We start from the raw sequence: 18200 nt of genomic DNA, 5'->3' as shown, positions 1-18200 counted from the left end.
GTAGCACCATGAAATACCATTACTACCTTTGCTTAACTCTTATCCTCGGATGTATTGCTTGTTCCGTAGAAAACAAAGAGAAACCGGAAGGGTCTGTTGAGACCATTTTACCGGAAGAATCAAACGAGGTGAGTGTAGTTCCTTTGAAACGGATCGATTTTAATCATGAGCTGATCAGTAATGGGAAATTAACTGCCCGCCAATTCGCCGAACTGCGTTTTGAATCGGCCGAGCCTATCGCTGCAATACATGTAAAGAATGGTGATCGGGTTAGCAAAGGACAGAAATTAGCCGAATTAGCGACCTTTCGTATACAGAATAAACTGCAACAAGCAAAAAACACACTCGAACAGAACAGCCTGGAATATCAGGATGTATTGATCGGACAAGGTTACGCACCGGAGGATTCTGCGAAAGTGCCGGCAGATATTCGCCGGTTGGCCGGAATAAGAAGCGGATACACTCAGGCGCTGGCACAGTATAATTTGGCAAAATACGAGGAGGAGCAGGCTGTATTACGCGCTCCTTATGATGGTATTGTAGCGAATCTGTTTGCCAAACAGTTCAATACGGCTTCTGTTTCGGAGGCTTTTTGTGTGATTATCAATCCCGCCAGTTTTGAAGTCTCTTTTACGGTATTGGAAAGCGAACTACCATTAATACGCATTGGAGACAAAGTAGAGGTAACGCCTTTTGCGTTGAACGACACGAAAACAATCGGACAAATCACCGAAATTAATCCATTGGTTAGCGCGGAGGGGATGGTTCAGGCTAAAGCGGCAGTCAGCAACAACGGAAAGTTATTTGAAGGAATGAATGCGCGCGTAAGCATACAGCGTTCGCTGGGTGAGCAATTGGTTATTCCGAAAGAGGCCTTAGTACTTCGTTCGGGCAAACAAGTTGTGTTTACGCTGGTGGAAGGCAAATCGTATTGGAATTATGTAACAACGGGGTTAGAAAACGCCGGTTTCTTTACGATCACGGAAGGATTGAAAGAGGGAGATGCGGTGATTACAAGCGGCAATATAAATCTGGCACACGAATCACCGGTGAAAGTCATACAAACGAACGAATAAATACAGACTTATGGTTAAATTCCTACTCCAACGGCCTATTGCTGTATTTATGGCGTTTACGGCCTGTTTTATTATCGGGTTGACCACTTATTTCGCACTGCCCGTATCTTTGCTGCCGGATATTGCCATACCCGAAATTACGGTGCAGGTGTCCGGTATAAATACTTCCGCGCGTGAATTGGAGAATACGGTGGTGAAGCCTATACGCCAACAACTGATGCAGGTTGGAAAACTGCGGGACATCCACAGTGAAACACGAGACGGAGCGGGAATTATCCGTCTGAATTTCGATTTCGGTACAAACATCGACTTAGCGTTTATTGAAGTGAATGAAAAGATAGACGCGGCCATGAGTTATCTGCCCCGGGAGATAGAGCGCCCCCGTGTAATTAAAGCAAGTGCCACGGATATTCCGGTATTCTGTTTGAACCTTACCCTGAAAAGCGACGAGCCTTATTCCGAATCCGGACAAGAGGCTTTTCTCGAACTTTGCGAATTTGCCGAAACGGTGATCAAACGCCGCATTGAACAATTACCCGAAGTAGCAATGGTAGATATTACGGGAATTCTGAAACGACAGGTACAGATCGTTCCGGATATGCTTAAATTAGAAATGGCGGGACTTACGCTTTCTGATATCGAGTATGCCTTAACTTCAAACAATATTGAACCGGGAAGCATGACCGTTCGTGACGGATACTACGAATACAACATCAAATTCTCTACCCTTTTACGCACAAAAGAAGATGTCGAAAACATTTATATTCGGAAAAACAACCGGCTGTTTCAACTAAAAGATCTTTCAGCGGTGAGCATTGTTCCCGAGAAAGAAACCGGAGCATCCATAGCCGGAGGTAAAAGAGCTGTTACATTAGCCATCATCAAGCAGGCGGATGAGAACATGAACAATATGAAAGAAACGTTGGGTGAAACAACGGATTACTTTTCTTCTATTTATCCGGATATAGCATTCAGCATCAGCCGGAATCAAACGGAGCTATTAGATTATACCATCTCCGACCTAAAAGAAAACCTGATCCTGGGATTTATTTTTATATGTATCACCGCCATTCTTTTCCTTGGTGATGTAAAAATACCGGGAGTGATCGGATTGAGTATGTTTACCAGCATCGTAACCAGTCTTACCTTTTTCTATGTGTTCAACATGTCGCTGAATATTATTTCGCTATCAGGATTGATCCTTGCTTTGGGAATGATGGTGGATAGTTCCATTGTGGTGACCGAAAATATTACGCAATACCGTATGAGGGGCTTCTCTTTAGAGGATTCGTGCGCCAAGGGAACCACAGAAGTAATCGCGCCGATGCTGAGTTCTACGTTCACGACCATCGCCGTGTTTGCCCCGTTGGTTTTCATGAGTGGAATAGCGGGAGCTATCTTTTACGATCAGGCCTTTGCCGTAACGGTGGGGTTGTTGGTTTCCTATTGCACAGGGATCATGTTGTTGCCTGTACTTTACAAACTGATCTATAGCATTCCGGAGATTAAGAAGAACGTTCTTAACATCAAGTTCCGCAGTTTCTTTAAAGATGAAGACCTGTATCGCTTTTACGACAAAGGGATAGACTATGTGTTCAGTCACAGAAAAAGCAGCCTTCTCCTCCTGCTTATGACGCTTCCTTGTGTAGTAGCCCTATTCTATATCATTCCCAAAACCCGTATGCCGGTCATCGACCAAAACGAGTTGTTGTTTCATGTGGAATGGAATGAGAATATACATGTAGACGAAAGCCGCAAACGTATCAATACGCTTCTTGCGGAAGTAGATGGTCTGGTTATCGAGCATACGGCCTATATTGGTCAGCAACAGTTTTTGCTGAACAAGGAAAAGGAGCTTTCCACCTCCGAAGTGGAATTGTATTTCAAAACTACCACAGCAAAGCAACTACCGGACGTACAGAAGGCATTAATCAACTGGATACAGAAGAATTATCCGAAGGCGGTTTATACCTACGCGCCGCCGGAGACTGTCTACGAAAAGCTATTCGTAACCGGAGAGGCGGATGTTGTAGCCGAATTTTATTCCCGAAACAAAGCGGAAGCACCCGAAGCCTCAACGCTTCAGCAAATGATTACAGACATAAGGGATGGAACCGGATATACACCGACAGGTATCGCTTTTGAGAATCAGCTGAACATATCTATTGACAGACAGCGGCTTTTACTTTATAATGTGGATTATAACGAAATCTACCGCATACTTAAAACAGCATTCAAGGAAAACGAAGTTGCCACACTTCGCTCCTACCAGCAATATCTGCCGATCACATTGGCCGGACAAGGTGAAACCGTAGATAAAGTATTAAGAAACACACTCGTCCACACCCTGCCGGATAAGCATGGAAAGATCAACCAGATTCCTTTGCAGGCATTGGTGCGCATCACACCGGGCGAAGACCTGAAAACAATCACTGCCGGAAAGAATGGGGAGTTTGTTCCTTTCAGTTTTTACGATGTTAAAAACGGAAACCGCTTAGTAGAAGACGTAGATAAAACCGCACAGGCAAAGATAAACGTACCTAAAACATTTTGGGATATTGATTTCTCCGGCAGCTTCTTTTCTAATCAAAAAATGCTGGCGGAGTTAATTGCCATTTTAATGATCTCTCTTTTGCTGATGTATTTTATTCTGTCGGCCGAATTTGAAAGCTTTCTGCAACCATTGATTATTCTGCTTGAAATACCGATCGCTATCGCCGCGTCATTATTTGTTCTTTGGCTATGCGGCCATACTTTAAATCTGATGAGTGCCATTGGTATTGTTGTTACGTGCGGTATTATCATTAACGATTCCATTCTGAAGATTGATGTGATCAACAATTTACGGAAAGGCGGTATGCCGGTAATGGAGGCCATACACGAAGGAGGACGACGCAGACTTCGCCCTATTTTAATGACAGCACTGACCAGTATTTTCGGGATGGCTCCGCTTGTTTTTTCAAGTCAGATGGGTAGTGAATTACAAAAGCCACTGGCAATAGCCATGATCTCCGCTATGATTATTGGTACGGTCATCAGCCTTTTTATTATACCGTTAGTGTACTGGTATATCTACCGGAGGCATGATGTAAAATTAGCAACAGAAATTAAAGATTGACCGGATATGAAACGACTGAATATACTCATCCTTTCCTTTTTGCTTGTCATGGCAAGTCTGTCGGCACAGCAACTGATACTTACGTTGGAGCGAACGATAGAATTAGCATCCGAAAGTTCGCTTGAGGCTTTCAGAAGCAAAAATATGTATCTGGCGAATTACTGGCAATACCGCTCGTACAAGGCAGATAGACTACCGAGCCTGACTTTAAATCTTACCCCGGCACAATATTATCGCGACATAATCCGGCGTTATGATTCTGAAAACGATATAGACGTTTACCGGGAACAACAATCGTTTTATTCCGGCGGACAACTTCAGGTGAACCAGAACTTCGACTTGCTTGGCGGTAGTTTCTTCCTGAATTCATCGTTGGACTATATGCGTAACTTTGGTAACAACACGTACACCCAATACTCTACCGTACCAATACGTATCGGTTACTCTCAAGACTTACTTGGCTATAATCCTTTCCGGTGGCAACGCAAGATAGAACCGCTTAAATACGAAAAAGCAAAAAAAGAATTGCTTTATAACCACGAAAACATCAGTGTGGAAGTAACGGATCAATTCTTTAACTTAGCGATGGCACAGGCAGAGTACGATCTGGCACGGGAAAACGTTACCTCAACCGACACGTTGTATCGCACGGGACTACAGCGCCATAAGATCGCGTCAATCAGTCAGGCTGATCTGCTTACTCTAAAGCTGGATGCCGTCAACGCCAAAAACACCTTACAGAATGCAGACATAGCGCTTAAACGAGCCATGTTTAATCTGGCGTCGTATTTGAATTTAGACAAGAATACTGAAATACAACTCCGCTTACCCGGTCGTCCGCGTGCCATGGAAATATCAGCAGATGAGGCATTAGCTTTATCCCGTGAAAATAATCCCGGCTTTCTGGAACTGCGTCAGCAAATTCTTGAGGCCGAACAGGAAGTAGACCGAACTAAAAAAGAAGCGCTTATGAACGCCTCTTTCCGTGCCAGTATAGGTTTCAATCAGGTAGCGGAAACGTTAAAAAACGCCTACCGTGATCCGCTACAGCAGGATGTTGTTTCCGTTTCCGTGTCCATTCCTTTAGTTGACTGGGGCGTGCGTAAGGGTAAACATAATGTGGCAAAAAACAACCTGAATGTAACGGAGATCTCTTCCCGGCAAAAAGAGATTACGATTGAGGAAGATGTAATTATGACTGTAAGCGATTTTAATGTGCAGCAAGCACTGATCTTAAGTGCCGAAGAGGCGCTCGATTTAGCACAGATGGCTTATGCCGAAACGAAGCAACGTTTTATGATTGGGAAAGCAGATATCAATAGTCTGACGCTTTCGCTGAACCGTCAACAAGCCGCGCAACGCAATTATATAACGGCTTTGCAGAACTATTGGCTGAGTTATTTCAAAATACGCAAACTTACCTTGCACGATTTTGAGACCGGCATCTCACTTTCTTCAACGTTTGATTATAAACAGGGGTTATAACGAATGGGTACAAAACCGCGCATATCATCGTTTACCATCATCGTCATCTTTGTTTGTGTGGCCTTGGCCGGCATAGCGTTTATTCCGCTCTTGCCCATAAAGCTATCTCCTTCGCGCACCTTGCCGCGACTGACGGTAAACTACACTATGCCCGGCAATTCGGCTCGCGTAATTGAAATGGAAGTTACCTCCCGGCTTGAATCCATGTTGGCCCGGATAAAAGGGATCAGGGAGATCAACTCTACTTCCGGTAACGGGTGGGGATATGTGACAATAGAGTTGGATAAGCATACGGATATCGATGCCGCACGCTTCGAAGCGTCGACCATTATCAGGCAAACATGGCCTCAATTACCGGATGGATTGAGCTATCCGGCGCTGAGCATGACCCGCCCGGACGATAAGGATGACACGCCCTTCATGACTTACACGCTCAACGCCGCAGCGACGCCCATCCTTATTCAGCGGTATGCCGAAAACCAGATAAAGCCCCGCCTATCCGGAATACCGGGTATTTATCGAATCGATATAAGTGGCGCTACTCCTATGGAGTGGCGGTTGGAATACGACAGTCGCCGGTTAACCGCATTGGGCATTACACTAAACGATATACAGACAGCAATCAGCCAGTATTACAACAAGGAGTTTTTAGGAACAGCAGACGTAGAAATGTCGCTTACCGGCGATGCTTCAGGCTGGATACGTCTGGTGCTTATGCCCGAAGGAGAACAAGGTGGCTTCGAACCGGCAAGAATAACGCTGGCCGACAAAAACGGAACACTGATCCGGTTAGATCAGCTACTGCGCGTAACTCGACAAGAAGAAGAACCCCAGAACTATTACCGGATCAATGGACTGAACTCGATCTATCTTTCCATCCGCGCGGAAGAAACAGCCAACCAGCTTCATCTGGCTAAGTTGGTGAAAGAAGAGATGGAAGCGATGCAGGCTTCTCTGCCGCCCGGTTATGAAGTACATACAAGCTATGACGCAACCGAATATATTCAGAACGAACTGAACAAAATCTATTTCCGTACGGGACTCACCATTTTGATTCTCCTCTCTTTCGTTCTTCTGATTACACGCAGTTTGCGCTATTTATTCCTGATTATGGCAAGCTTGGTGGTAGGTTTATGTATTGATGTGATCTTTTACTATTTCTTCGGACTGGAAATGCAGCTTTATTCTTTGGCAGGAATCACGATTTCGCTCAGTCTCATCATCGACAATACGATTGTCATGACCGACCATATCCGCAACCGGCACAATATGGGAGCAGCACTTTCTATTGTAACAGCTACGGTAACCACGATCGGCGCACTGATGATTATCTTCTTCCTCGATGAAAAGATACGCCTGAACTTACAGGATTTTGCGGCGGTTGTGATTATTAACCTTTCTATCTCTTTGCTTATGGCGCTCTTTTTTGTTCCCGCCCTGATCGAACGTTTGGGATTGGACAGAAAAGCTCCGGCAGTAAAACAAAGGAAAGCAAACCGTTTTATCAAGCATCCCAGAAGTTGGACGCGGCGATTTGCTGTTTACTTCACACGCTTGTACGAGCGGCAAATTATCTTCTTCTGCAACTGGAAGAAATCGGCTTGTATTGTTCTGTTGTTCGCTTTCGGGATTCCGCTCTTTCTCTTGCCGGAAAAAATAGAATACGATACGAAGAAGGAATACGCTCAACGGGATTCCGTTTTTATCGAGAAGTATAATGAACTTGTTGCCAAGCCGATCTACAAAGAAAAGATCAAGCCGGTAACAGACAAGGTGTTCGGTGGAACGCTGCGGTTGTTTGTGCAGAAAGTTTATGACGGCAGCTACTTCACCCGTAATGATGAAACCGTATTGTCTGTTTCCGCCACGTTGCCCAATGGTGCTACATTAGAGCAGATGAACCACCTGATCTCGCGTATGGAGTCCTACCTGAGCACATTCAAAGAGATACGCCAGTTTCAAACGAATATTTACAATGCGCGTCAGGCCGGTATTCGCATTTATTTTACCAAGGATAGCGAGCGAAGCGGATTCCCCTACTCGCTTAAGAGCAACATTATCAGTAAAGCACTCGAATTAGGCGGAGGTAGCTGGGGAGTATGGGGATTGCAAGATCAGGGATTCAGCAACGATGTGCGGGAAAATGCCGGATCGTTCCGTATTGAAATGTATGGCTACAACTATGACGAATTATATGGGTGGGCGGAAGACCTGAAAGAACGGTTACTTACCTACCGCCGCATCAAGGAAGTGCTGATCAATTCCGAATTTTCGTGGTGGAAAGATGATTATCAGGAATATTATTTCGACCTGAACAAAAGGCGTATGGCGGAAGAAGGCATCCTGCCTGTCGAACTTTTCACATCACTCAGGCCCGTCTTCGGAAAAGATATTTATACGGGAAATATCATCGTAGATAACGAAATAGAAAAACTGAAGCTCAACTCCCGACAATCGCAGGAATACGATATCTGGAGCATGCAATACGTGCCGCAACAAATAAAAGGCGTACCCTACAAGTTGGCCGAACTGGCCACAGTAGGAAAAGGACAAGCTCCGCAAAAGGTAGCCAAAGTGAACCAACAATACCGGCTCTGTCTACAATACGAATATATCGGTGCATCCAACCAAGGACAAAAAATACAGGAAAGAATATTAAAAGAGTTCAACGCTATGTTGCCCATGGGCTATACAGCACAAGCAACTACCTATTACTGGTCGTGGAACAAGAAAGACAACAAACAATACTTGCTGCTCTTCCTCATTATTGTAATCATTTTCATTACCTCCAGCGTATTGTTCAATTCGCTCAGACAGCCCTTAGCGGTGATCTTCGTTATTCCCGTGTCGTATATCGGTGTGTTCCTCACCTTTTACTGGTTCAAGCTCAACTTTGATCAGGGCGGGTTTGCCTCCTTTATCCTTTTATGCGGTGTTACGGTAAATGCGAGCATCTATATTTTATATGAATTCAATCAGCTATTGAAACAAAATCCGCGAATATCCCCCTACCGTGCTTACCTAAAAGCCTGGAACGCCAAGATCATTCCCATTTTCCTGACGGTTATTTCCACGATACTTGGTTTTATCCCCTTCATGGTCGGTACAGATAAAGAAGCCTTTTGGTTTCCACTTGCCGCCGGCACCATCGGTGGGCTGATTATGTCGGTAGCCGGTGTGTTTTTTTACTTACCTATATTTGCTTTGAAGCGAAAAAAACGCTAATATTGTTCTACTGTATTTCTAAAATCTACTTTAATGAAGACTACTATTTATTCATTTACGGTGTTAACCGCCATTTTTCTACTATTGTCAAGTTCTGTTTTACATGCGGAAATTCCCCCTATTGAAGAACCTACTTACGATGAATTACTCAACGATTTTCACAAATCAAAGGCAGATGCTTTTGAACAGGCAAAAACGGAAGGGAAGTATGTGTTTTTATTTGCCGGAAGACCTACCTGTGCCAGCTGCAAATCAGCGCTTAAAGCTATTCAAACAGTAGAGGTCCAATCCATAATCGAAGATAGTTATATACCATGGTATATTGATTTGGATTACACCAAGACCAATCAATTGGCAGAAGGACGCTATTATTACGAAGCGGTTTTAGATAGTATTGTAGGGAAAATCCTGCCCATAACCTACATCATTGACCCGGAGCACCCCGAAGAGATTATCGCCTTTGATTGTGCTCGAAACAAACCGGCGCTTTTACTTGAGTTTTTAGATATAGCAGACCGCCCCGTTTCAAACGAAACAATCACTGTTCAGGCTAATAAAACCTACATCACAAACAACACGCTGTTTATCTCAACGAACAATTCAAACGAAACAATTACCGTCTACTCAATAACCGGACAGATCGTAGCATCCTTCCAAAAGAAAAACACGGAAGAGACGCTCAATACAAAATCTTTCCCTAAGGGCGTTCTTATTATCAAAAGTTCCGCAGGTTGGACTAATAAATTGATCAACGAATAACCCCAAAAAAGACACCCGATCAACCGGCTGATCCCCCCCCTTTTTTAAGTTAAAATCAGTCGGTTGACACCCATTTTTCGCCTTTCTATATCTATCTGGTAATCAACCTATTCTACACACCCAAAAACATAAAGGTTATTTTTCGAAAAATAAAGGATATTTTTTGAAAAATAAAGGATATCTTTTTTTTCATATAGTATTATAAAAAATCGCCCAATTCAGAGATACACAAAAACCACCAAATAATCAAACCGCTAACCGCTGTCATGCTGAGCTTGTCGAAGCATCTCATACCAACACACTGTCATGCTGAGCCTGTCGAAGCATCTCATACCGTCTGACTATTATTAAACGAAGCCCCATGCAGAGATCCCTCCACTACGGTCGGGATGACAGGGAGAGAGGTCGGGATGACAAGGAGAAAACCACATTATCCCTCACTTAAAAAACCATTTACCCCTTCAAACATTAAAAAAGTTTATTTTTCAGGTGAATCCAAAAGGCGTAATACAATTTATAACCGTTACAACCGTTAGAATTAACGCGTAAGTATTACCTTTGCGTTCGAATTTATTATTCTTAGCTATAATTAACAAGCAACTAATTACCACTTTATACAATTTTATGGGAAAGTATAAACTGATTAATAATACACTGGGATGGCTTTCGTTTTTGATCGCTTCCTGTGTGTATTTAATGACAATGGAACCGACAGCCAGCTTTTGGGACTGCGGAGAGTTTATTTCATCAGCATATAAATTAGAAGTAGGGCATCCTCCCGGAGCGCCATTCTTCATGTTGACAGCCAACCTGTTCACGCAGCTTGCTTCTGACCCGTCTCAGGTAGCACTGATGGTGAATACGATGTCGGCATTATTCAGCGGACTAACTATTTTATTCCTCTTCTGGAGTATTACGCACCTGGCCCGCAAAGTGGTAGTGAAAAATGAACAGGAGATGACAACTGCTCAGCTGATCACGATCATGGGTAGCGGGTTGGTTGGTGCTTTGGTATACACATTCAGTGATACCTTCTGGTTTAGTGCCGTAGAAGGTGAAGTATATGCCTATTCATCCTTGTTTACCGCTGTTGTTTTCTGGCTTATCCTTAAATGGGAAGACGCCGCGGATCGCCCTCATGCAGATCGTTGGATCGTATTGATCGCTTATCTTATGGGGTTAAGTATCGGAGTCCACCTGCTAAACCTTTTGTGTATCCCGGCCATTGTTTTGGTTTACTACTATAAGAAATTTGACAATCCTACCATGAAAGGAACCATCATAGCATTGCTTATTTCTTTCGCTATTGTAGGATTGATGATGTATGGTGTGGTGCAAGGATTGGTGGAAGTTTGCGGTTGGTTCGAACTTTTATTTGTCAACACGTTCGGCATGGGCTATAATTCGGGAGTATTTGCCTACCTGATCATCTTGTTGGGACTACTGGGGTGGTCTATTTATGAAACAATGCGCGATGAGGTGAACGAACCGAGACTGAAGGTAGCGTTTATATTATCCATTATTCTGTTGGGTATCCCTTTTATCGGGGATGGCTATGTAGTGGGTGTTATCCTGATCGCAGGACTTACGTTCTTCCTTTTCAGGAGCAAGAAGGTAAACATCAAAACGCTGAACACGATTCTTGTTTCCTTAATGGTTATTGTGGTTGGTTATTCCTCGTATGCTTTAATTATGGTACGTTCAGAAGCGGGCACTCCGATGGATCAGAACTCACCGAAAGATATTTTCACGCTGCGTACTTATCTTGCCCGCGAACAATACGGAAGAACTCCGCTGATCTACGGACAGACTTTTGTTTCGGAAGTGAAACGCGAAAGACAAGGAAATAATTGTGTAGCTGTATCTGAAGAAGGTGCGCCTACCTGGAGCCGCGTGATTAAAAAAGACAAGAACGAAAAAGATAAATATTACATCTCACGCTACGACACTGAGTATAAATATGCCGGCGAGTTGGATATGCTTTTCCCACGCATGCACAGCAGTCAGGAGTCGCACATTGGAGCCTACAAAGAATGGTCTAATTTTAAAGGCACGCCTGTAAAGTATGACCGATGCGGAGAGCAGGTTACAGTGATGAAACCAACATTTGCGGAAAACATTCGCTTCTTCTTCTCCTATCAGCTGAACTTTATGTACTGGCGTTACTTTATGTGGAACTTCTCGGGACGACAGAACGACATACAGGGACATGGCGAAGTATTGAACGGCAACTGGGTAACTGGTATTAAATTCATAGATAACACATTAGTAGGCCCGCAGGATAATATGCACGTTGATATCGCAAATAATAAAGGACATAACGTTTATTATATGCTCCCGCTTTTACTTGGATTGATCGGCATATTCTTTCAGGCTTATTCAGGCAAGAAGGGCATTCAGTCTTTCTGGATCACATTCTTCCTGTTCTTTATGACGGGAATCGCGATCGTATTGTATTTGAATCAAACACCTTATCAACCGCGTGAACGAGACTATGCCTATGCCGGCTCATTCTATGCATTCTGTATATGGGTCGGATTCGGAGTAGCGGCGTTAGCAAAGGGATTAGAACGATACGCCAAACTTCCGGCTGTAGCGGCAGCGGCAACGGCTACGCTCGCAGCGTTGTTTGTTCCGGTGCAAATGGCCGGTCAGAACTGGGACGATCATGATCGTTCAGGTCGTTATTTAGCAAGAGATTTTGGTCATAACTACTTAGAGTCATGCGAGCCGAATTCGGTGATATTCACAAACGGAGATAACGATACTTTCCCGCTTTGGTATGCGCAGGAAGTAGAAGGCATCCGTACGGACGTACGTGTATGTAACACCAGCTATCTGCAAACGGACTGGTATATTGATCAGATGAAGCGTCAGGCCTACGATTCGGAGCCATTACCCATATCGTGGAATCGCGCGGATTACGTACAGGGAACACGTGATGTGGCTTATATATACCCCATAACGGAACAATCCATTGATTTGGGAACTGCTTTAAGCTTTGTTCAAAGCAACGACCCGAAATTTAAAAAGATACCCGGAGTAGATCAGGTGCTGGATTTTATTCCATCAAACATATTGACATTAAAAGTTGACTCCAACCAGATTGTAGAGAACCAGGTACTGTCATCGAACCATGTGCCTTATATGCTTCCGGAATTGAAGATAGACCTGACGAACAAAAACGCGTTAGGCAAGCACGAACTGATTATTCTGGATATGTTGCAAACGAACAATTGGGAACGCCCTATTTATTATGCGGTGACCGTAAGTTCTGATCAGTATGTTAATCTGGATGGCTACTTCCAGCAAACCGGATTGGCAAACCAGATCGTTCCGTTAGCAACTAAAGATTCTGATCTGGCTGTAAATTCGGAAAGAATGTATGACAACGTAATGAATAAATTCAAATGGGGTGGCGTTGATAAACCCGGCATTTATTTGGATGAAAACTCTTTACGCATGTGCAGAAGTTACCGGATGATCTTGTTCGGCAGATTAGCAGCGACGCTTGCGAATGAAGGAGATACGGAAAGAGCAATTGAGGTATTGGATAGAGGCATGAAAGTGTTGCCTCCGGAAAATGTACCGATGGACTATTCGGCGCTTTCTCTCGGAGAATTATATCACGCTTTGGGTGAAACGGAGAAAGGAGATGATGTGCTGGATCAGATCGCTACCAATTCCGTAACGAATATCAACTGGTTCTTCCGTCTTCAACCAAGACAATTGGCTTCTGTGGAAAGTGATTTAAGACAGGAACTGGGCATTTTAAATGAGGTATTGCGGATTGCTAAACAAAATAATTCTAAGTTAGTGGATAAGTATCAGGAAACGTTTGACAACTTCCGTATGGCTTATTCTCCGAATCGTGGTAAGTAATTATGTTTATTGAGCAACCTCCCTGGTTTTATCGGGCATTATTTCCCGGAACTATTTGGCGAATACCGGGAAAAGAGAAATGTGTATACCTGACGTTCGATGATGGGCCAATACCCGGAATTACTCCATGGGTATTGGACGTACTCGAAAAATATAATGTAAAGGCAACGTTTTTTTGTGTAGGGGATAATGTAAGAAAATACCCGGAAGTCTTCCGTATGATTTTAGAAAGAGGACACCGGATAGGTAATCATACGTATAACCATATACAAGGAATTCAATACTGGACAAAAAATTATATGGCCAACGTGGAAAAAGCGGCTGAAGTGATTCAAAGTGATTTGTTCAGACCTCCACACGGACACATGCGCAGACCTCAGGTTTTTAGGCTGAGAAAGAAATACAGAATCATCATGTGGGATGTCGTTACCAGAGATTACAGTCCGCACATGACTTCAAAAGGAGTATTTAATGTAGTGAAGAACTACACGCGGAATGGATCAATCATCGTGTTTCATGACTCGGTAAAAGCCGAACGTAATATCCGGGGTGCGCTGCCTAAAGCAATTGAATGGTTGCAAGAGCAAGGCTATACTTTTAAACTTTTTGATTAAAAACAAATCGCTTATGAAACGGCTTATTACCCTGTTACTCGTCGTCTTTCTATCTACGCTTCATGTATTCGCTACTTCCGGAGAGCTGGGAAAGAAACTACAGTCAATCGATGCAATCAGCGAAATAGAGCAATTGCATTCAACTATTTATACAGGTAAATATGTGGTTAAAATTAAGCAGTTCCTCAATCCGAAAGACAGTTCTGCTGGTTCATTTACCCAACGCGTAATCATCAATCATGTCGGCTTTGATCGTCCTACAGTGCTTGTTACCGAAGGATACGGAGCGGCTTACGCTTTAAGAGAAAATTATCAGGAAGAGCTTTCCCGCTTATTTAACACGAATGTTATCACAGTAGAGCATCGTTACTTCCTCGAGTCTACTCCCGATCCGTTGAATTGGGATTATCTTACAGCCGAAAATTCAGCCTACGACCTGCATCATATTGTTACCTTACTAAAAACAATTTATCCTGAGAAATGGATCAGTACGGGCATCAGTAAAGGAGGACAAACAACCCTTCTTTATCGTTCTTATTTCCCGGATGATGTGGATTTCTCTGTTCCCTACGTAGCACCATGGAACAAAGCGTTGGAAGACGGCAGACATGAAGTATTCCTTCAGCAGGTAGGTACAAAGAAAGAACGCAAACGGATTGAGGCGTTTCAGAAAGTTATTCTTAAAAAGAGAAAAGATATACTTCCCTTATTAGAGGCTTATTGCAAGGAAAAAGGACTTGAATTCCGTGTTTCTATGAACGAGGTGCTCGACTTTGCTGTGTTGGAATACCCTTTCGCGTTCTGGCAATGGGGCACGGAGATCTCCGTAATCCCCGGTCGCTCGTCAAATACACAGATGTTATTCGATCATTTGATGGACATCAGCGGTCCTGACTATTTTGCGGAGAATCAGTCGTTCAGGTCGTTTAATGTACAAGCCTCGCGAGAACTTGGCTATTACGGCTACGACACAGCTCCTTTACGCAAGTTGCTTAGCATTAAAAGCGCCGAAGGATACTTTAACCGCATCATGCTCCCGAAAGGAGTTGAAACCAACTTTGACCCTACCTTATATAACAAGGTTAAAACCTTCTGGGAACAGAATGATCCCAAAATGATCTTCATTTATGGAGAGATAGACCCTTGGAGCGCAACACGCGTTCCGGATTTAGAAGGGAAAAAGAATTTTCAGATTTATATTCAGCCACGGGGTAGCCACAGAGCTCGTATCGGCACAATGCCCGAAGAAATGCAAATAAAGATTATCGGACAGATCAATCAATGGTTAGCCGAATAAGATCAGAACATTCCCTGTACTTTATAGACAAATTCCATCCATATCCAGTAACGTAAGGCTTTACCTAAGAACATGGATATGGCAACGATCCATATATTCGCACGCAGGTAACCAAGAGCAACCGCAATAAAGTCTCCTATCCCGGGAAGGAAAACAAAGAAAGCCATCCAAGAACCTTTGTTCTTGATCCATTCTTGTGTTTTGTCGATCTTCACCCTATCCATTTTCAGGTATTTCTCGATCCATTCGATCTTACCAAGCATACCCAGCCAATAACAACTCATTCCACCGAGAAAATTACCTATCGAAGCGGCAACCATACAAGGCCAATAAGAGGCTCCGGCCAGTAAAACACCGGTAAGTACAACTTCACTACTGAACGGAAGCACCGTGGCGGCAAGAAAAGAGGCGATGAAAACACCCATATAGCCGTACTCTATAAGAAATTCCATAGTCTAAAGGATAAAAGTGCTACAAATAAAATGAAGGTAAAATAAAGTAACCAGCGTACAAAACGATGCCGCACCAATGTAAAAAAATGAGCTGTCAGAAGCGACGATGGAATGCAGGCAACCTGCAAAAACTCGTTTGCCGACTGTGCGAACAGAACAGCTAAGCTTAACGACCAGAAACCAAACAGGATCAGGTGATATAGGTATTGACGCGTACGCTGAATATCGTCTGAATCATGTGAAATAATATTCACAACAGCAATCAATGTAATAATTACTACCCAAAGAATACCTACCCAGTTAACCCAGTCGGTATACCCTAATGATAATAGCTGAATCTTAAATAAAGAGGGGAAAATACTGAATGGAGAGAAATCGTGCGTCCAGACACACCAACCCAGCAGAAACCAATAAATAGTTGCCAAACCCATTAACGAAGCAAGGAAGGTACGGATCGTCAGCATTCGGAACCGGAACATACCATGCCAAAGTAAAGGAATAAACCACAGAATATGTATCCAAAGCAAACTACCTAAAGAAACAATCAAAGTGCTATTATAGGCTGTACCCCGGGCATCCTCATTATGGTATCCCATAAAAAGATTGCAAATCGCGACTATCAGAAAAAACACACCGAAAGAAGCCGGGTTCAAAGGAAAGAAGTTGAGGTTGGTACTGATCAGAAACAGGTTGAGGAAGAGTGGCAATAGCGTCTTTTCGCGAATAAGACCCAATTCATAATTGGACTTCTGCAATAAAAAGGCGCCACCAAGCATAAGCAGAAAACCCATCAGATAAGTGATTTCTTTTATCGTAAGGATCTGACAAAACATATTCCAAAACGGTGCGGCACTCACTCCTCCGTAAACGGGGAAACCAATGGAGAACAGATACCCGATCAGCCATGATCCAAGGCTAACAAATGCTATTCCCACCAAAAGCAAGGGAGAATATACATTTCTTACCTGAGCATAACCTGTATACCTACTCTCCATTCTCTTTTTTATAAATCAAATCCGATATCGCTACGGAAATATTTTTTATCGAAATCAATCTTTTTTGCTCCGGCAAACGAATGTGCAAGCGCTTCTTCTTTATCTCTACCGTATGAGCTGACAGCAATTACACGTCCACCATTAGTCAGTATACGGTCGTTGTCCTTTTTTGTTCCGGCATGGAAAACAATGCTGTCTTTGCTTACAGCATCAATTCCGGTAATCACCTTTCCCTTTTCATACGCTTCGGGATAGCCGCCGCTTACAAGCATTACGGTTACCGCCGAACGAGAATCTTCGGTCAAGATGCGTGAAGCCAAGTTGCCCTCAGCTATACCTTCCAGCAGTTCTACAAAGTCACTTTCCACACGTAGCATAACAGCCTCTGTTTCCGGATCACCCATACGACAGTTATATTCGATAACCATCGGCTCTCCATTCACACGGATAAGACCTAAAAAGATAAAGCCTTTGTAATCGATTCCTTCCGCTTTCAAGCCCTCTACCGTCGGCCGGATAATACGTTCGTCTACCTTCTGCATAAAAGCTTCATCGGCAAAAGAAACCGGCGATACAGCACCCATTCCTCCGGTATTCAAGCCGGTATTACCCTCACCGATACGTTTGTAATCTTTGGCTACGGGCAACACTTTATAATCGTTTCCATCAGTCATAACAAAGACAGAACATTCAATTCCATCAAGGAATTCTTCGATCACTACCGTTTTGCTTGCATCGCCAAACATGCCACCAAGCATATCAGCAAGTTCCTTTTTAGCTTCCTCTTTTGTATCGATGATCAACACGCCCTTACCGGCCGCAAGTCCATCTGCTTTTAACACATAAGGTGGTTGCAGAGAATCTAAGAAAGCATATCCTTCTTCAAGATTGTTTGCCGTTATGCTTTTATAGCCAGCCGTTGGAATATGATGACGCATCATAAACGCTTTGGCAAAGTCTTTGCTTCCTTCCAACTGAGCGCCTTCTTTCGATGGCCCTATCACCGGAATATGTTTTAATGAAGTGTCGGTATTGAAAAAGTCATACACACCCTTTACCAACGGGTCTTCCGGCCCGACAACGACCATGTCGATCCCTTTGTCAAGAACGAAAGATTTGATTGCAGGAAAGTCGGTCGCGCTGATAGAAACATTTTCTCCTACCAATTCCGTACCGGCATTGCCCGGAGCAATAAATAACTTTTCAATTTTCGGGCTTTGCGCGATTTTCCAAGCTAATGCATGCTCACGACCTCCCGATCCTAATAGTAACAACTTCATCTTTTCTTGTTTTATAT

At 43.5% G+C, this 18200-nt stretch carries 11 protein-coding genes; 8 read left to right on the top strand and 3 right to left on the bottom strand.

Translation table 11 applies throughout. The annotated features are described in order from the left end of the window. Nucleotides 1-8 precede the first annotated feature (8 nt). From B9Y81_RS13740 to B9Y81_RS13705, 8 genes are all read left to right on the top strand, one after another. Nucleotides 9-1076 (top strand): efflux RND transporter periplasmic adaptor subunit, encoded by a 1068-nt coding sequence (locus tag B9Y81_RS13740; RefSeq protein ID WP_085537473.1) that lies wholly within the window; start codon nt 9-11, stop codon nt 1074-1076. 10 nt (nt 1077-1086) lie between these two features. After that, a complete protein-coding gene (locus tag B9Y81_RS13735; RefSeq protein WP_085537472.1) occupies nt 1087-4194 on the top strand; it encodes an efflux RND transporter permease subunit in 3108 nt (1035 codons plus the stop codon). A 48-nt stretch (nt 4195-4242) separates the two neighbouring features. Beyond that, complete coding sequence (locus B9Y81_RS13730) at nt 4243-5679, top strand: TolC family protein (RefSeq protein WP_394335452.1); 1437 nt, start codon at nt 4243-4245, stop codon at nt 5677-5679. Between the two features lie 3 nt (nt 5680-5682). Next, nucleotides 5683-8904: an efflux RND transporter permease subunit gene (locus B9Y81_RS13725; RefSeq protein WP_085537470.1), complete on the top strand. Its 3222-nt coding sequence runs from the start codon at nt 5683-5685 to the stop codon at nt 8902-8904. A gap of 33 nt (nt 8905-8937) precedes the next feature. After that, on the top strand, nt 8938-9663 hold the full coding sequence (locus B9Y81_RS13720) for a T9SS type A sorting domain-containing protein (RefSeq protein ID WP_085537469.1): 726 nt from the start codon (nt 8938-8940) through the stop codon (nt 9661-9663). 624 nt (nt 9664-10287) lie between these two features. Next, on the top strand, nt 10288-13545 hold the full coding sequence (locus B9Y81_RS13715; protein ID WP_085537468.1) for a glycosyltransferase family 117 protein: 3258 nt from the start codon (nt 10288-10290) through the stop codon (nt 13543-13545). A 2-nt stretch (nt 13546-13547) separates the two neighbouring features. Continuing rightward, nucleotides 13548-14159, top strand: coding sequence for a polysaccharide deacetylase family protein (locus B9Y81_RS13710; RefSeq protein WP_085537467.1), 612 nt, complete (start codon nt 13548-13550; stop codon nt 14157-14159). Nucleotides 14160-14172: 13 nt separating this feature from the next. Continuing rightward, nucleotides 14173-15456 carry a S28 family serine protease gene (locus B9Y81_RS13705; protein ID WP_085537466.1) on the top strand — a complete coding sequence of 428 codons (1284 nt, stop codon included), beginning with the start codon at nt 14173-14175 and terminating at the stop codon, nt 15454-15456. A 2-nt stretch (nt 15457-15458) separates the two neighbouring features. Here B9Y81_RS13705 and B9Y81_RS13700 read toward each other — a convergent pair whose 3' ends face one another. Genes B9Y81_RS13700 through purD form a run of 3 tightly spaced genes read right to left on the bottom strand, consistent with a single transcriptional unit; the run spans nt 15459 to nt 18183 of the window. Beyond that, the gene (locus B9Y81_RS13700; protein ID WP_085537465.1) at nt 15459-15908 is read right to left on the bottom strand and encodes a YqaA family protein; all 450 of its coding nucleotides are present in this window, start codon (nt 15906-15908) and stop codon (nt 15459-15461) included. After that, complete coding sequence (locus B9Y81_RS13695) at nt 15893-16903, bottom strand: hypothetical protein (RefSeq protein WP_085537464.1); 1011 nt, start codon at nt 16901-16903, stop codon at nt 15893-15895. The genes B9Y81_RS13700 and B9Y81_RS13695 overlap by 16 nt, the downstream gene beginning before the upstream one ends. Nucleotides 16904-16911: 8 nt before the next feature. Then, nucleotides 16912-18183 (bottom strand): phosphoribosylamine--glycine ligase, encoded by a 1272-nt coding sequence (gene purD / locus B9Y81_RS13690; protein WP_085537463.1) that lies wholly within the window; start codon nt 18181-18183, stop codon nt 16912-16914. Nucleotides 18184-18200: the final 17 nt, after the last annotated feature.

This window comes from Massilibacteroides vaginae (assembly GCF_900178525.1).
In the GTDB taxonomy this organism is placed as follows: Bacteria; Bacteroidota; Bacteroidia; order Bacteroidales; family Tannerellaceae; genus Massilibacteroides; species Massilibacteroides vaginae.
Note: the sequence above shows the minus strand (reverse complement) of the source record. Positions and strands in the feature narration are given on the sequence as shown.

What these genes read in the sequence shown, in the direction of transcription:
- B9Y81_RS13740 (WP_085537473.1), top strand. Translation starts at nt 9, where the DNA reads ATGAAATACCATTACTACCTTTGCTTAACTCTTATCCTCGGATGTATT.
- B9Y81_RS13735 (WP_085537472.1), top strand. Translation starts at nt 1,087, where the DNA reads ATGGTTAAATTCCTACTCCAACGGCCTATTGCTGTATTTATGGCGTTT.
- B9Y81_RS13730 (WP_394335452.1), top strand. Translation starts at nt 4,243, where the DNA reads ATGGCAAGTCTGTCGGCACAGCAACTGATACTTACGTTGGAGCGAACG.
- B9Y81_RS13725 (WP_085537470.1), top strand. Translation starts at nt 5,683, where the DNA reads ATGGGTACAAAACCGCGCATATCATCGTTTACCATCATCGTCATCTTT.
- B9Y81_RS13720 (WP_085537469.1), top strand. Translation starts at nt 8,938, where the DNA reads ATGAAGACTACTATTTATTCATTTACGGTGTTAACCGCCATTTTTCTA.
- B9Y81_RS13715 (WP_085537468.1), top strand. Translation starts at nt 10,288, where the DNA reads ATGGGAAAGTATAAACTGATTAATAATACACTGGGATGGCTTTCGTTT.
- B9Y81_RS13710 (WP_085537467.1), top strand. Translation starts at nt 13,548, where the DNA reads ATGTTTATTGAGCAACCTCCCTGGTTTTATCGGGCATTATTTCCCGGA.
- B9Y81_RS13705 (WP_085537466.1), top strand. Translation starts at nt 14,173, where the DNA reads ATGAAACGGCTTATTACCCTGTTACTCGTCGTCTTTCTATCTACGCTT.
- B9Y81_RS13700 (WP_085537465.1), bottom strand. Translation starts at nt 15,908, where the DNA reads ATGGAATTTCTTATAGAGTACGGCTATATGGGTGTTTTCATCGCCTCT.
- B9Y81_RS13695 (WP_085537464.1), bottom strand. Translation starts at nt 16,903, where the DNA reads ATGGAGAGTAGGTATACAGGTTATGCTCAGGTAAGAAATGTATATTCT.
- purD (WP_085537463.1), bottom strand. Translation starts at nt 18,183, where the DNA reads ATGAAGTTGTTACTATTAGGATCGGGAGGTCGTGAGCATGCATTAGCT.